14 protein-coding genes are annotated in these 14,232 nt (G+C 41.9%); 11 read left to right on the plus strand and 3 right to left on the minus strand.

Features of this window, described 5'->3' with window-relative positions; all coding sequences use genetic code 11:
• The first annotated feature begins 89 nt into the window (after positions 1 to 89).
• Positions 90 to 1,181, plus strand: coding sequence for a methylmalonyl Co-A mutase-associated GTPase MeaB (gene meaB / locus DD657_RS08990; protein ID WP_068692043.1), 1,092 nt, complete (start codon positions 90 to 92; stop codon positions 1,179 to 1,181).
• A 48-nt stretch (positions 1,182 to 1,229) separates the two neighbouring features.
• Here the strand turns inward: meaB and DD657_RS08995 are convergent, their stop codons facing one another.
• Together DD657_RS08995 and DD657_RS09000 are read right to left on the minus strand one after the other, a co-directional pair.
• Entirely contained in the window at positions 1,230 to 1,685 is a 456-nt protein-coding gene (locus DD657_RS08995; RefSeq protein ID WP_287049626.1) for a type I restriction enzyme HsdR N-terminal domain-containing protein, read from the minus strand.
• Between the two features lie 14 nt (positions 1,686 to 1,699).
• Positions 1,700 to 2,926 (minus strand): S-adenosylmethionine:tRNA ribosyltransferase-isomerase, encoded by a 1,227-nt coding sequence (locus tag DD657_RS09000; protein WP_021986674.1) that lies wholly within the window; start codon positions 2,924 to 2,926, stop codon positions 1,700 to 1,702.
• A 266-nt stretch (positions 2,927 to 3,192) separates the two neighbouring features.
• On the opposite strand from DD657_RS09000, the gene DD657_RS09005 reads away from it, so the two are divergent.
• From DD657_RS09005 to DD657_RS09050, 10 genes are all read left to right on the plus strand, one after another.
• Positions 3,193 to 3,963 (plus strand): AMP nucleosidase, encoded by a 771-nt coding sequence (locus DD657_RS09005; RefSeq protein ID WP_021986673.1) that lies wholly within the window; start codon positions 3,193 to 3,195, stop codon positions 3,961 to 3,963.
• 9 nt (positions 3,964 to 3,972) lie between these two features.
• On the plus strand, positions 3,973 to 4,404 hold the full coding sequence (locus DD657_RS09010; protein ID WP_021986672.1) for a DUF1573 domain-containing protein: 432 nt from the start codon (positions 3,973 to 3,975) through the stop codon (positions 4,402 to 4,404).
• 73 nt (positions 4,405 to 4,477) lie between these two features.
• On the plus strand, positions 4,478 to 4,795 hold the full coding sequence (gene yajC / locus DD657_RS09015; protein WP_021986671.1) for a preprotein translocase subunit YajC: 318 nt from the start codon (positions 4,478 to 4,480) through the stop codon (positions 4,793 to 4,795).
• A 272-nt stretch (positions 4,796 to 5,067) separates the two neighbouring features.
• Positions 5,068 to 6,051 carry a CdaR family protein gene (locus DD657_RS09020; protein WP_118773773.1) on the plus strand — a complete coding sequence of 328 codons (984 nt, stop codon included), beginning with the start codon at positions 5,068 to 5,070 and terminating at the stop codon, positions 6,049 to 6,051.
• A gap of 9 nt (positions 6,052 to 6,060) precedes the next feature.
• Positions 6,061 to 6,648 (plus strand): dephospho-CoA kinase, encoded by a 588-nt coding sequence (coaE, locus tag DD657_RS09025; protein WP_021986669.1) that lies wholly within the window; start codon positions 6,061 to 6,063, stop codon positions 6,646 to 6,648.
• A 1-nt stretch (position 6,649) separates the two neighbouring features.
• Positions 6,650 to 7,378: a TerB family tellurite resistance protein gene (locus DD657_RS09030; RefSeq protein WP_021986668.1), complete on the plus strand. Its 729-nt coding sequence runs from the start codon at positions 6,650 to 6,652 to the stop codon at positions 7,376 to 7,378.
• Positions 7,379 to 7,442: 64 nt separating this feature from the next.
• Positions 7,443 to 7,853, plus strand: a complete 411-nt coding sequence (locus tag DD657_RS09035; protein WP_021986667.1) for a DUF5606 family protein — start codon at positions 7,443 to 7,445, stop codon at positions 7,851 to 7,853.
• A gap of 195 nt (positions 7,854 to 8,048) precedes the next feature.
• Positions 8,049 to 8,753, plus strand: coding sequence for a tRNA1(Val) (adenine(37)-N6)-methyltransferase (locus DD657_RS09040; RefSeq protein WP_287049631.1), 705 nt, complete (start codon positions 8,049 to 8,051; stop codon positions 8,751 to 8,753).
• Between the two features lie 353 nt (positions 8,754 to 9,106).
• Positions 9,107 to 10,069, plus strand: a complete 963-nt coding sequence (locus tag DD657_RS09045; protein WP_021986665.1) for an ROK family protein — start codon at positions 9,107 to 9,109, stop codon at positions 10,067 to 10,069.
• Between the two features lie 106 nt (positions 10,070 to 10,175).
• Positions 10,176 to 12,404 (plus strand): GH92 family glycosyl hydrolase, encoded by a 2,229-nt coding sequence (locus tag DD657_RS09050; RefSeq protein ID WP_287049632.1) that lies wholly within the window; start codon positions 10,176 to 10,178, stop codon positions 12,402 to 12,404.
• A gap of 173 nt (positions 12,405 to 12,577) precedes the next feature.
• Here the strand turns inward: DD657_RS09050 and DD657_RS09055 are convergent, their stop codons facing one another.
• Entirely contained in the window at positions 12,578 to 14,008 is a 1,431-nt protein-coding gene (locus DD657_RS09055; protein WP_021986663.1) for a capsule assembly Wzi family protein, read from the minus strand.
• Positions 14,009 to 14,232 lie beyond the last annotated feature (224 nt).

Raw genomic sequence — 14,232 nt, forward strand, 5'->3', positions numbered from 1 at the left:
TCGGAAGCTTGTTCGCTTCCGACTTTTGTCTTTTCAACGAATTAATTCTATCTTTGCCTAAATCAAAAAAAACAGTCATGGAGCAATGTATTGAACACCCGGAAAACTCTTCGGAATACGAGGGTTTGAAAGTAAATAAAGGTATAGATCAACCGGATCCGGTAAATCCGAACCTAGTTGCCCGTTTAAAAAATATAAAAAAGAAAGCTTTAACAACAGATGATTATGTAGAGGGTATCCTAAAAGGAAACATCAACATTCTCAGCCAAGCAATCACTCTGGTGGAAAGTTCAAAAACCGAACATCAGGCAATAGCTCAGGAAGTCATCAAGCGTTGTCTGCCTTCTTCAGGACGTTCTGTGCGCATCGGGATAACCGGTGTACCGGGAGCCGGTAAAAGTACATTTATAGAAACCTTTGGAAAATTTCTGACAGACCAGGGCCATAAAATTGCCGTACTGGCGATCGACCCCAGCAGTGAACGCTCCAAAGGCAGTATTCTGGGGGACAAAACCCGAATGGAAGAACTGTCGCGGGACCCGAATGCCTATATCCGGCCTTCCCCGTCTGCAGGCTCTCTCGGTGGTGTAGCCCGTAAAACCAGAGAAGCCATGATCCTTTGTGAAGTAGCAGGTTTCGACATTATTTTAATAGAAACAGTAGGCGTCGGACAAAGCGAAATCGCCGTCCATTCTATGGTCGATTTTTTCCTGTTGGTACAGATTGCAGGGGCCGGAGACGAACTACAAGGCATCAAGCGGGGTATCATGGAAATGGCCGACACCATCATTATCAACAAAGCAGACGGTAACAACATTCATAAAGCCGAATTAGCCAAAGTACAATTGCAAACAGCTTTACACCTGTTTCCGCCCCATGAATCCGGTGTAGAACCGAAAGTTATGACCTGTTCAGCCTATGAAAAAACAGGAATATCCGATATCTGGCAAGCCATTCTCAACTATTGTAACACAACCCAGCAAAACGGTTATTTCGAAACACACAGAAACGAGCAAGCCAAATACTGGATGTACGAAACAATCAATGAACAACTGAAAAACCGTTTTTACGAAAGTCAAAAAGAAAACCTGAAAAAGGCGGAAGAAAAAGTACAGAAAAACGAAATGAGTTCTTTTACTGCTGCCTTTGAATTACTCGACAAATATTTTAAGAATTGTTGATCTGAACTTCCGGTACCCTGTGATTCGTTGTCCGGAAGTGACAACAAATCACAGGGCCGGAAAATCTTCAAATTCCGGTATCTCCGGCAAAAAACAAAATTGCCGGTTGTTGTCCAGATGACCGCAAAAATGCCGGATACCATTTGTAATGGCAACATAAGGAGCAGCCAGAATCAAATTATAGCCGAAAACCTGATCGAAAACCGTTTGTGAAAGTGTTACGCCGGCAGCCTTACACTCGACAATCAGATACGGATTTCCCCGGCGGTCATAGCATACCAGATCAAAACGGCGTTTCAAGCCGTACACCTCGATTTCTCTTTCCAATGCAATCAATGCCTGCGGAAAGCCCTTCTGACGAATCAGATAATGCACGAAATGCTGACGTACCCATTCCTCCGGCGTCAGTTTGACATACTTTTTCCGGATAATATCATAAATGAATACAACCCCATCCTGCTTTTTGACTTTGTATTCAAATGCCGGTAACGATAATTCTAACATACAGACACCTCTCCTTATTTTCTGACTTTCAAAAAACTACTGTCTCCGTAACTCAAAAAACGGAAATGATGCGAGAGGGCATAAGCATATATTTTTCGCCAATCTTCACCGACTGCGGCCCCGACCAGCAGCAGTAAAGTACTTTGCGGTTGATGGAAATTCGTAAACATGGCGTCTATAACCTGAAACCGGTATCCCGGCACAATGATAATCGTCGTCCGGGCTTTCAGCAACTCCTCTCCGCTCCGGTCAAACCAATCCACCAATGCCGCCATCGCCTCCTGTAAAGAATAACCAACAGGTAAAGTATAAGCTTCCCACTGGGATAAAGAATAAAATTCTTCCTCCCCCATCAATCTCTTCACTCCCATCCAATATAAACTTTCCAAAGTCCGTACCGAAGTAGTTCCTACCGCAATGACCTCCCCTTGTTTCCGGGACAGATCGTCCACCAGTTTCCGGGAGATAACAATATGCTCCGTGTGCATATCATGCCCGCCTATCCGCTCGGCCTTCACAGGACGAAAAGTACCTGCCCCGACATGCAGCGTCAGTTCGTCTATATGCACCCCTTGCTTTTCCAAAACCGACAAAATATTCCGGGTAAAATGCAGTCCGGCTGTCGGAGCTGCCACTGAACCTTCTTCCCGGGAGTACACCGTTTGATAACGTATCTTATCCGAATCTTCGGATTCCCGGTTCAAATAAGGTGGAATCGGTATTTTGCCGCAATATTCCAAAACCTCACTAAAAGACAACTCCTTATTCCACGAAAAACGAACATGTACTTCCCCTCCCGTTTGTCCGAGCTTTTCTGCTTTTAAAACCACCTCATCCTGCCCCCGTTTAAAACGACAGAAAATAGCACCGTCACGCCATTTTTTCAGATTACCGACCATACAACTCCACTCACAGTAATAGTTACTCTCGAAATTCCGGGCATAATCCGCAGGTACCAAAGGCTCCAGACAAAAAATTTCGATATGCGCTCCCGTTTCTTTCTGAAAAAATAAGCGGGCATATATTACCTTTGTATTATTAAATATCAACGTCTGTCCCGATTTCAAAAGAGCAGGCACCTGGGAAAAAAACGTTTCAGAAACGACTCCCCTATCATATATCAACAACCTGGAAGCCTCCCGGTCGGCCAAAGGAAATTTTGCAATTTTTTCCTCCGGTAAATCATAAGTATAATCCTCAATTTTTATATTTTTGAGGGCAGTAAGTTCTATAGTATTCATCGATGTAATTAACTGTTCTGTTTTGCCGGTCTTATTTTACCGATACCCGGAAATGAGACAGACAAAGGTAATAAAAGATCAGTCAATCACCTCATGGAGCAAAACGGAAAAGTATTTATCACAAACTCAAAATTCCGGAATCAAAAAATGGAACACCATACATTGGCTTCCTTTTCCGATACTGTGACTCTTTTATTAAAAAAACGTAAGAAAAGAGGAAACCGGTTCATAACCCAAAATGAAATAACGTTAAAGCTTTATGCATTATGAAAACAAAAAAAGAAATCGTAGATAACTGGCTGCCACGCTATACCGGCCGGGCATTAAAAGATTTCCCCAAATATATTCTATTGACGAATTTCGAATACTACCTGGATTTATTTTCGGAGCTATTCAACGAGCCGATTGTCGGCGCCGATAAAACCATGCCCAACGTATCACACGGAAATATCGTCCTGATCAATTTCGGTATGGGAAGTGCCAATGCAGCTACCGTCCTGGACCTTTTAACCGCTATCGAACCAGAAGCCGTTCTTTTTCTGGGCAAATGCGGAGGATTGAAAAATAAATCTTCAGTAGGAGACTACATTTTACCCATTGCAGCCATAAAGGGGGAAGGTACCTCAGACGATTACCTGCCCCATGAAGTACCGGCATTGCCGGCTTTCAGCATTCAAAAAACCTGTTCCCGGATCATCAACGATCACAAGCGGCAATATTTCACCGGAGTCGTCTATACCACCAACCGGCGTGTCTGGGAATACGACGATCATTTTAAGGAATATCTGGTAAAAACCCGGGCTATGGCTGTAGATATGGAAACAGCAACCATTTTTACCGTCGGCTTTGCTAACCGTATCCCTACCGGAGCCCTGCTACTGGTTTCCGACAGACCGATGATTTCCGAAGGAATAAAGACAGCCGAATCAGACAAAGAAGTTACCCAAAATTTTGTCAAACAACACCTGGAAATCGGAATCCAGACAATGGAACATATCCAAAACAAAAATTATTCCGTAAAACACCTCATATTCTAAACGAAAAAAATGAAACCGCTCACTATATGGAACTGCCGGGCAGTCCGAAAAGTAAAAACAGGACTACTTTTATTCATCTGCCTGCAAGCATGCCATACCCAAACAAAACAAACAACAGCCCCTACAGCCGATACCCGCATCGAATTCACACAACCGACATTCAACTTCGGGAAAATAACGGCCGGAGAAACCGTAATGCATACATTCAATTTTAAAAATACAGGCTCAGAAAACCTCATAATCCGCAACATAGAAACCGGCTGTGGCTGCACCACTGCCGATTACACCAAAGAACCGGTAGCCCCCGGAAAAGAAGGAAAAATAGAAATTGCTTTTAACTCTTCCGGCAGATACGGTAAACAATACAAAGAAATCCGTATATTTGCAAATATTCCGGAAAAGGTGATTACATTGAAATTCACCGCCGATATAAAAAATTAAAGCGGTAAATCCTTATGTACAAAACATATAAATAAAACCGGGAAAATACATTTATAAAATAAACACTAAAATTATGAACACATTTTTTATGATCGTATTACAAACCCAAACCCAGGGTGGTGGTTTGATGAGCTTTTTACCTCTGATCCTGATTATTGTTGTTTTCTGGCTTTTTATGATCAGACCTCAAATGAAAAGACAAAAAGAGTTGAAAAAATTCAGAGAGTCTCTTCAAAAAGGAGATAAAATCGTTACTACCGGCGGTATCTACGGAAAAGTTGCAGAAATTCAGGAATTCGCAATTATTATGGAAGTTGAAGGCGGCGTTCGCTTAAAAATCGACAAAGCAGCTGTTATCAAAGACATGACTGATGCAGCTCCCGCTAAATAAATAAACAAAAGAGGGTACCCCATCAGAGTGCCCTCTTTTCCAAATAATACCCGATTTTCATTTTTTAATTCAAAATTACCCCTCAGTTTATTTTTAATACACGATTTTTGGGGTAAGAATTAAATATTTAGGGTCAATCTAAAATCTACAATTAGAACGAACATATAAATTGTAAATTGCTTGACAAAGGGATTCATCGTCGGATTCATTTAATCAATAATTTAAAATCGTAAATCTACAATTTTAAACTTACTATTTTCGTCCGTATGTCTATGAAGAATAATTTATTTGCCTATTTGCAAAAGCATCATATTCACATCGACCGGCATATATTGAGCTACATGATGTGCGTAGTTATTGCCGCCATCCTGTGGTTTTTAAATGCACTCAATAAAGAATATACGAGCGAAATCACCTATCCCGTAAAATACACTGATTTTCCCAAAGGAAAATACCTCGTCTCCACTCTACCTAAAAGTATAAGTCTGGAAATCAAAGCTACGGGGTTCTCTTTACTCAGATACCGGATCAGTACGTCTTTTCTGCCTATCACATTGGATGTCAATGGTTACAGCAATCATCTGCTGGAGAAAAACAACATTCTCGAATACACCCTCCAGTTAAAAAACATCAAAGACAAAATCAGCAACCAGTTAAATTCCGACATCAAATTATTAGACATCAAACCGCAGGAAATCGATTTTAAATTTTCATATGCCGTTTCCCGGAAAGTTCCGGTACACCCCATCGTAGATTATAAACTGAAAAAACAATACATCTTAAAAAATAAAATCAATGTGACACCGGACAGCATTCTCATTACAGGGCCGGCAATAATCGTTGATACTCTAAAATACATACCTACCGAACACTGGAATATTGGAGAAATCAAAAAAGACATATCTAAGGATATACAGCTTGCCCAAATACCCGGCATAACAAACAGCATCCAGGATGTACGGGTCACGCTGCAATTGGAGCGTTTCACAGAAGCACAAAAAAGTGTTCCGATCAAAGTCATCGGACTACCGGACTCCCTTACAATCCGGCTTTTCCCCGCTTCCGTCGATGTCACGTATGACGTCGGATTAAGCATGTATGACCGGGTATCCGATAAAGATTTCAATTTTATCATTAATTATAAAGACGTGGGCAAATCTAATTTTTTACCCATACAAGTTACCCAAAGCCCCTCCTTCATTAAGAACCTGGCATTCTCCCCTCAAAAGGTAGAATATATTTTGGAACAAAAGTAATGCTCTGCTATGATAAAAATAGGCCTGACAGGTGGAATCGGTTCCGGTAAAACGACAGTTGCCCATATTCTGGAGCAGGAAGGTTATCCCGTGTACATTTCAGACCGTCAGGCTTCCGAACTGATAAATAAGAATAGGGAAATACGTTCGGCCCTTACCGGATTATTCGGAACAACCCTTTATTCCGATGACAATAACCTGGACAAAAAGAAATTGGCCGAAATCATTTTCAATGATAAAACAGCCTTACAGAAAGTCAATGCAATCGTACACCCGGTTGTTCTGGAAGATTTCCGCCAATGGAGCTTGCTGCAATCCGGGAATTTGGTCTTTTTCGAATCGGCTATACTATTTGAAGCCGGATTGGAAAAAAATTTCGACCGGATTATCTCGGTATATGCTTCCCGGCAAACCCGGATACAACGGGTTGTCGACCGGGATAAGGTATGTCCTGAACAGGTCATAAAAAGAATAGAAAACCAAATGGCTGACGATATAAAATGCCAAAAATCCGACTTTACGATCTATACGGACCGGGGGCTGGATTTAAATCAGCAAATTAAAGATATTATAGAACAATTAAATCAAAAACAATAAAATGGCAAAATACGGAAAATGGATCGGTGCCGGATTAGGCTTTGTTATGGGAGGACCGTTAGGAGCACTTTTCGGACTTTTTATGGGTTCGGTCTTCGATAATGTCGATGTAAAAGTTGCATCGGCTCCGGGTTCCGGGAACCGGACAGGCCGGGGTGACTTCATGTTCAGTCTCACCGTACTGCTTACGGCAATTATGAAAGCCGACGGCAAAATGACCCGTTCGGAACTGGATTATGTCAAAAATTTTCTCCGTACCAATTTCGGAGAAGAAGCGGCCCGCGAAGCCCTGCTCATGATCAAGGAACTTCGTACCAAAGAAATTCCATTAGCAGAAGTATGCCAGCAAATCCGGTTCAATATGGACCTGTCTTCGCGCATTCAATTACTCTATTACCTGTTTGGAGTAGCCCAATCTGACGGTAGCATCTGCCCTGAAGAAATCCGGTTGATTGAAAATATAGCTTTCCAATTGGGTATCGATAACACCAATTTCAATTCAGTAAAGGCCATGTTCTACGACGATCTGAACTCAGCCTATCAAACACTGGGAATCACCTCTGCTGCAACCGATGAAGAAGTGAAAAAAGCTTATCGTAAAATGGCCATGGAAAATCATCCGGACAAAGTAGGACATTTGGGAGAAGACATTCGAAAAGCTGCGGAAGAAAAATTTACCCTCATCAATACGGCTTATGAAAAGATTAAAAAGCAAAGAGGGATAAACTGATTTATCAAAAATTCTTATTACTTTTGCACTTCATTTTAACAAACGACTAAAATTTACACGACACATGTTAAAAGAAATTTTATCTATATCAGGAAAACCGGGATTATTTAAACTGATCAACAATACCCCGAATGCAATTATAGTGGAATCACTTATCGACGGCAAACGCTTTCCGGCTTATTCCAACTCAAAAATCATATCCCTGGAAGATATATCCATATATACGGAAGATGAAGACATGCCTTTAAAAACCGTATTAAAACGCATCAATGAAAAGGAGAACGGTGCCAAAACCCTCTCCCACAAAGAACCGACAGAAAAAATCATCGCTTATTTCAATGAAATCCTGCCGGAATACGACAAAGACAGAGTATATGTATCCGATATGAAAAAAGTCATTCAATGGTACAATCTGCTCGCAGAAAAAAATATGCTGAATTTCGAAGAGGAAAAAGAAGAAAAAGAGGAAAATTAAAATCGCATACCGCTACGACTGTACCGCTAAAGGGAAATAAAATTTATTACCTTTAGCGGTATTGTTTTAACAGGTTAGTTTCAACTGCTGATTTTAAAGCTACAACCCAAAAACAGGATCACATAATTTCAATCCAAAAAGTTTGCTGTTCAAAACAATACTTTTATAAATAGCCTTGTCAGCTTCCACAAATCCATGAACAATTACTTCCAATTCAAGCAATTTACGATCTATCAGGATCAAACAGCCATGAAAGTAGGAACTGATGGCGTCTTATTGGGTGCCTGGGCCGATTTATCTGAAGCAAACACCATATTGGACATCGGAACCGGAACCGGATTGATTGCCCTCATGGCCGCCCAAAGAAATCCAGGAGCGGCAATAGATGCCGTAGAAATCAACCCCGCTGCATACAGACAAGCAACAGAAAACATTGCCCAAAGCCCATGGCCGGAAAGAATAAAGGTTTATCCCGACTCCATATTCTGTTATCATCCGGACAAACGATACGATCATATCGTCTGTAACCCGCCCTTTTTTATACAATCGACACCTGCCCCTGACACCGCCCGGAATATGGCACGCCATTGTGAAAATTTCACACATAATGCTTTGATTGAAGCCGTTCTCCGCTTATTATCTCCAACCGGGAAATTCAGTGTCATCCTCCCTGCCGATGAAGCATTTTCCTTTATCGGTAAAACCCGGGAAACCGATCTTTGTCTCAAACGGCAGACACAAATCTACCCCAATCCGGATAAAAAAATAAAAAGATTATTGATGGAATTTGTCGAATATCCGTGTATCCCCGAAACGACAACCCTGACGCTGGAAATCAGCCGTCACAACTATACAGAAGAATACATCCGGCTTACCCGGGAATTCTATCTCCACATGTAAATTTCCTCCTTGGGCCAACCATTATCCCCTCCGATTTAAAAATCCGGACGACTTATATTTTCTTTTCTATAAAAGTTTTAAGAAATTTATACACAACACCTCAAAACAAACTAAAATTTTTAACTTTCCATTAACCATTTTGTTCAATTTTTCATTCTATATTTGTAATATCAAAAACGGCCAATAAGAAGACGTTTTTTTCATAAGTTTGTATGTTTAGGTTAGTAGTTAGTAAAAAATGAGAGATCGCTTCTGATCTCTCATTTTTTTTCTATATTTACGTCGTCAAACGGCAGCGAAGGCTGAAAACGTTACCGTAAACAACCAACAACATTAATTAATATAAACACGACATGAAAAGGCAAGTAGCATTAGGAATTGACATTGGCGGAACGAACACCACTTTTGGTTTCATTGACAGAGAAGGAAACTATATCGCAGACGGGAATATTGAAACCCAAAAGCATGAAGATATAAACGACTACCTGAAGGAACTATACCTCGAAATTGAAAAAGTATTGGATCCGTTACGGGAAGAAATCGAAATGATCGGCATCGGTATAGGAGCTCCTAACGGCAACTATTACAAAGGTTCTATTGAATTTGCACCCAACCTGAGATGGCACGATGTTATTCCGTTGTGCGATATGATGAAAGAATTCTATCCGCAGTTACCGATATTCCTGACAAACGATGCCAACGCTGCAGCTATCGGAGAAATGATATACGGAGGAGCTAAAGGCATGAAAGATTTCATCATGGTAACATTAGGTACCGGTCTGGGCAGTGGTTTCGTTGCCAACGGCCAGTTGATATATGGAAGCGATGGATTTGCCGGTGAACTGGGACACATTATCGTATCTCCGAACGGACGTCAGTGCGGCTGCGGTCGTAACGGTTGCCTGGAAACCTATGTTTCTGCCACGGGAGTAAAAAGAACTGCTTACAAAATGATGGCCAAATACAACTATCCGAGCGATTTGCGTTTGGTTCCTTTCAACGAAATGACGGCCAAAATGGTATCGGAAGCAGCTCAAAAAGGAGATATGATTGCCATCAATACATTCAAATATACCGGTAAAATGCTGGGAGAAGCATTGGCAAACATGGTAGCTATTACCAGTCCGGAAGCCATCTTCTTATTCGGCGGTTTGGCAAAGGCAGGTCCCCTGCTTTTCGAACCCACCAAAGACCATATGGAAATGAATGTACTGAAAATTTTTGCTAACAAAGTAAAATTACTGCCTTCACAACTGGATAAAAATGCAGCTATCTACGGAGCTGCTGCTCTTGTCTGGAATGAATTGAAGATGTAATTCCCATCCTCATGTCCGGTTCCTCAGCTCCGTAGCAACTACGGCTCTGATGTTCCGGACATTTTTCTTTTTTATCGTTTCTCATCCATCCGCAATTGTCCTCGCCATGAAAAATATATTCTTTCTACTTTCGTTCGTATTTATCTTACCATTGGGTAGTTGCAGCAATAAAGAAAAAGAACCCAAAATCACCGAATACGTAAACCCTTTTATCGGTACGGCCGAACATGGACATTGCTTTCCCGGCGCGACTGTTCCCTTCGGAGCAATACAACTCAGCCCTGATAATCCGAGAAGCGGCTGGGACTGGTGTTCCGGTTATCATTACAGTGACAGTATCATCAGTTCATTTTCACACACCCACCTCAGCGGAACCGGAATCGGCGACTTGCAGGATATTCGTTTTTTGCCCGTAATTACAAAACCGGACACAAACCGGAATGCAGCCGACTACATCCGATCCGGATATGCCCGTTTTTCACACGATAACGAACAAGCCGAACCCGGATATTACCGCGTAAAATTTGACAACGGAATCATTACAGAATTAGCTGTCACCCCCCGTTGCGGTTTTCACTATTACCAATACCCGGCCAACTCGGTCCACGGCCTGACCCTGGACCTGACAACTTCCCGGAATTGGGATAAAACGACAGAAGCCAGCCTGAAAAAGATCAATAACAGGACATTACAAGGTTATCGTAAATCCACAGGATGGGCTGCCGACCAACGAGTATACTTCACCATAGAATTCTCTCAAGACGTAGAGGTCCTCGCAGGTAAAAATACGTTAAAACCTTTGCAAAACGGACAGAAAATCGTTACTGATTCCTGTTATGCGTGGATCGACTTCGGCTGCAAAACCGATAAAATACTGGCCAAAATCAGCCTGTCTTCCGCCAACATTGACGGAGCTGACGCCAATTTGAAAAAAGAACTTCCACACTGGAGTTTTGATAAAGTAAAACGGGATGGCAAACAGGCCTGGCGTAAAATCCTATCCCGTATAAAAGTAGAAGGAAACAATGAAAACAACATACAGGTTTTCTATACAGCCCTCTATCATGCCTATCTGGCCCCGAACCTGTTTTCCGACGTAAACGGCAATTTCAAAGGACCGGATAAAGAAATCCACAGCGTACAAAAACACAAACAATATACGGTATTCTCCTTTTGGGATACTTTCCGGGCAGCCCATCCGTTATTTACCCTCACTCAAAAAAAACGGGTAAACGATATGATAAATTCGATGCTCAAACATTACGACGCATCCGGCTTATTGCCCGTCTGGGAACTGGTCGGAAACGAAACAAACTGTATGATCGGTAATCACTCCATTCCGGTCATCGTCGAAGCCTATCTGAAAGGCATTGACAATTATGATGTAGATAAAGCCTACGAAGCCATGAAAGCGACAGTCTTATCGGGTAAGGCAGGACTGGCAGAATTGCGTCAATACGGCTATATACCTTATGACAAAGAAAATGAATCCGTTTCCAAAACACTCGAATATGCATACGACGATTGGTGCATTGCTCAAATGGCCAAAGCTTTGAACAAGGAAGAGGATTACCTCTTCTTCTTGAAAGAATCCCGGAATTATACCAACCTTTTCGATAAAAACACCGGTTTTATGCGGGGAAAATCAAGTTCCGGAGCTTGGAAATCACCGTTCTCTCCACTCTATTCAAATCACCGGGATGACGAATACACCGAAGGAAATGCCTGGCAATATTCCTGGTTTGTCCCCCACGATATTGAAGGGCTGATCTCTTTACACGGAGGAAAAGAAACCTTTGCAACCAAACTGGACAGTCTCTTTACGATCCCAAGTCAACTGGAAGGCAGCAATGCTTCTCCCGATATCAGCGGTATGATCGGACAATATGCCCAGGGTAACGAGCCCTCACACCATGTAGCCTATCTTTTCAACTATGTCGGACAACCGCATAAGACACAATACTATGTAAACAAAATTATGACCGAATTATATACCAACACACCCGCCGGACTGTGCGGTAACGAAGATTGCGGTCAAATGTCCGCCTGGTATGTTTTTTCCGCCATGGGTTTCTATCCTGTCAATCCCGTAGAAGGCAAATATCAGCTGGGGACTCCTTTATTTAACAAAGTAACCTTACGCGTAGGACCGGAGAAAAAATTTGTCGTTACAGCCAACAAAGAAAACGACAATTACATTTACGTTCAGAAAGTCCTGCTCAATGGTAAAGAGTTGAACCGAACCTGGATTACTCACGATGAAATCACACAAGGAGGAACACTGGAATTCGTCCTGACGGATAAAATTACGGAAAAACAACAAGGAGAATCTTAAATTTTGTCAGACCCACAGATTAATTTTTAATTACGATCCAGGATTGAATCCCGGATCGGAGATTTCGCAGATAGATCCAGGATAGGGAACCTGATAAAAATGTTAATTTAAAATAGAAAACCTCCGTAAAGACGGAATGAAAAATAAACATCAAATTTTTTTACAATAAAACACTATTTCTTCGACCAAAGTACTGCTTTACGGGTAAGCTTTACCGTTACACCGAAATTATCGGTAAGCAGACGCCCGAAATCCCCATAAACACCTAAATCAATATGAAAAGGAATATGCCGGAGATCGGGAATACCGGCCTCCAACCCGAAAGAAAATTGCTTTACGGGAAGATCAGGTAACGGCTTTCCGTACGTCCCGTAATTTAAAGTATAAGTCAGCATCGCTTTATAAGGAATACGCTGAAAAGCATATCCTTTTAATCCGAGATGATGTCCGATAATCCGGTTATTATAAATTCCCATCGTTATGCCATGCACATTGGGAGCCAACGGTGTCATAAGCGGAGTTCCTATGGTTCGCCCGTAATACGTCCAACCACTCCTGTACTCTCCGTTATTGAAATAATTGTCATTGCCACCCAATACCTTTTTCCCATCTTCCGGACGGTCGGGATTTATCGGACGGTCGTGGTAACGCCCGGATTGATATTTAGTGTAGTAAAACTCATAAATCACATCACTCACCCATTGATTCTTGTTGTGAGCTCCGTAATAAAAACTGTACGTTCCGTCGGGGAATGAGCGGAAATCAGTACCGGAAGCATCTTCGAACGGTATATCATGATAAAAAGTAAGCGTATAATTATCGGCCAGATAATTGATTCGCAAATGCTCTCGCCCCAGATGATTTCCCAGTGCATTAATAACATCGCTAGTCGAAGCGCCTTCCCCTCCCTCCTTACCACATACGATACGCAGATAATCCTTAAAGGAAGAAGGCTGTTTTCCCAAAGTCGGTGATGTACCGCCCCACTGTACCCAATGCTCCAACCCGACTATAATCTCCCAGCGGCGTGCCGGCTTTATCTTTAAGAAAACCGATTTATTATGCAAACGTGTATCTTCTACATAACGGTCGTCAATCATCATATAGTCGGCCCAATTGAATTTAAAAGAAAGCACCTTATTCGTCCAGGGAATAGCGATATAATCAGAACGCAGATTATACCCCGGCAATGTCCGCGAATTATTCGACCATATCATATCCCCGTTCGTAGAAGAAATACCCTCATATTCGGTGTCCCGGTGAATCATCCCCAAATCAAGCCGCAAATTACGCCAGCGTCCGCTGATATACAATTGATCCAACAGAATATTATTGTCGAAATCAGACAGAAACCCCGCTCCCGAGACGCCATAGGCGAAATTGATTTTATGCTTGTCCGTAAAGTCAGAAAATACCCCGACCTCGAGCAATCCTCCCCGTCCGTCCGGCATCAGGCCGTAACGGTTAGAAACAGCCCAGAATGGCAAATTATCTTTTGTAGAGACAAAGCCCGACAATGAAGCTGAATAATCAACCGTTCTGTCCTGAGCCCATACAACCGTAGATACGATTCCCCAAAAGAATATTGACAGTATTATTTTCATATCATTCAATTAAGTCAAAAATCAATCACATACAAAACACCGGCTTTACCAGCAAATTTCAGACCGAAATTTGATTTGTCGATAATTATTATTTAAACCGGTCAGCCAAACGCACAAAATTACACCCCAAATCCCCCTGATACACAATCCTCGATTCACACCGGATTCTACCCCCTACAAATCAGCATTCACCCCAATCGCAAATCAAAAATCGTAAATCGTAA

Origin of the sequence: Culturomica sp. (assembly GCF_003524185.1) — a bacterium.
GTDB lineage: Bacteria > Bacteroidota > Bacteroidia > Bacteroidales > Marinifilaceae > Culturomica > Culturomica massiliensis.

Excerpts from the sequence above, each read along its gene's own strand:
- DD657_RS08995 (WP_287049626.1), bottom strand. The coding sequence starts at position 1,685 with ATGTTAGAATTATCGTTACCGGCATTTGAATACAAAGTCAAAAAGCAG.
- DD657_RS09000 (WP_021986674.1), bottom strand. The coding sequence starts at position 2,926 with ATGAATACTATAGAACTTACTGCCCTCAAAAATATAAAAATTGAGGAT.
- DD657_RS09005 (WP_021986673.1), top strand. The coding sequence starts at position 3,193 with ATGAAAACAAAAAAAGAAATCGTAGATAACTGGCTGCCACGCTATACC.
- DD657_RS09010 (WP_021986672.1), top strand. The coding sequence starts at position 3,973 with ATGAAACCGCTCACTATATGGAACTGCCGGGCAGTCCGAAAAGTAAAA.
- yajC (WP_021986671.1), top strand. The coding sequence starts at position 4,478 with ATGAACACATTTTTTATGATCGTATTACAAACCCAAACCCAGGGTGGT.
- DD657_RS09020 (WP_118773773.1), top strand. The coding sequence starts at position 5,068 with ATGAAGAATAATTTATTTGCCTATTTGCAAAAGCATCATATTCACATC.
- coaE (WP_021986669.1), top strand. The coding sequence starts at position 6,061 with ATGATAAAAATAGGCCTGACAGGTGGAATCGGTTCCGGTAAAACGACA.
- DD657_RS09030 (WP_021986668.1), top strand. The coding sequence starts at position 6,650 with ATGGCAAAATACGGAAAATGGATCGGTGCCGGATTAGGCTTTGTTATG.
- DD657_RS09035 (WP_021986667.1), top strand. The coding sequence starts at position 7,443 with ATGTTAAAAGAAATTTTATCTATATCAGGAAAACCGGGATTATTTAAA.
- DD657_RS09040 (WP_287049631.1), top strand. The coding sequence starts at position 8,049 with ATGAACAATTACTTCCAATTCAAGCAATTTACGATCTATCAGGATCAA.
- DD657_RS09045 (WP_021986665.1), top strand. The coding sequence starts at position 9,107 with ATGAAAAGGCAAGTAGCATTAGGAATTGACATTGGCGGAACGAACACC.
- DD657_RS09050 (WP_287049632.1), top strand. The coding sequence starts at position 10,176 with ATGAAAAATATATTCTTTCTACTTTCGTTCGTATTTATCTTACCATTG.
- DD657_RS09055 (WP_021986663.1), bottom strand. The coding sequence starts at position 14,008 with ATGAAAATAATACTGTCAATATTCTTTTGGGGAATCGTATCTACGGTT.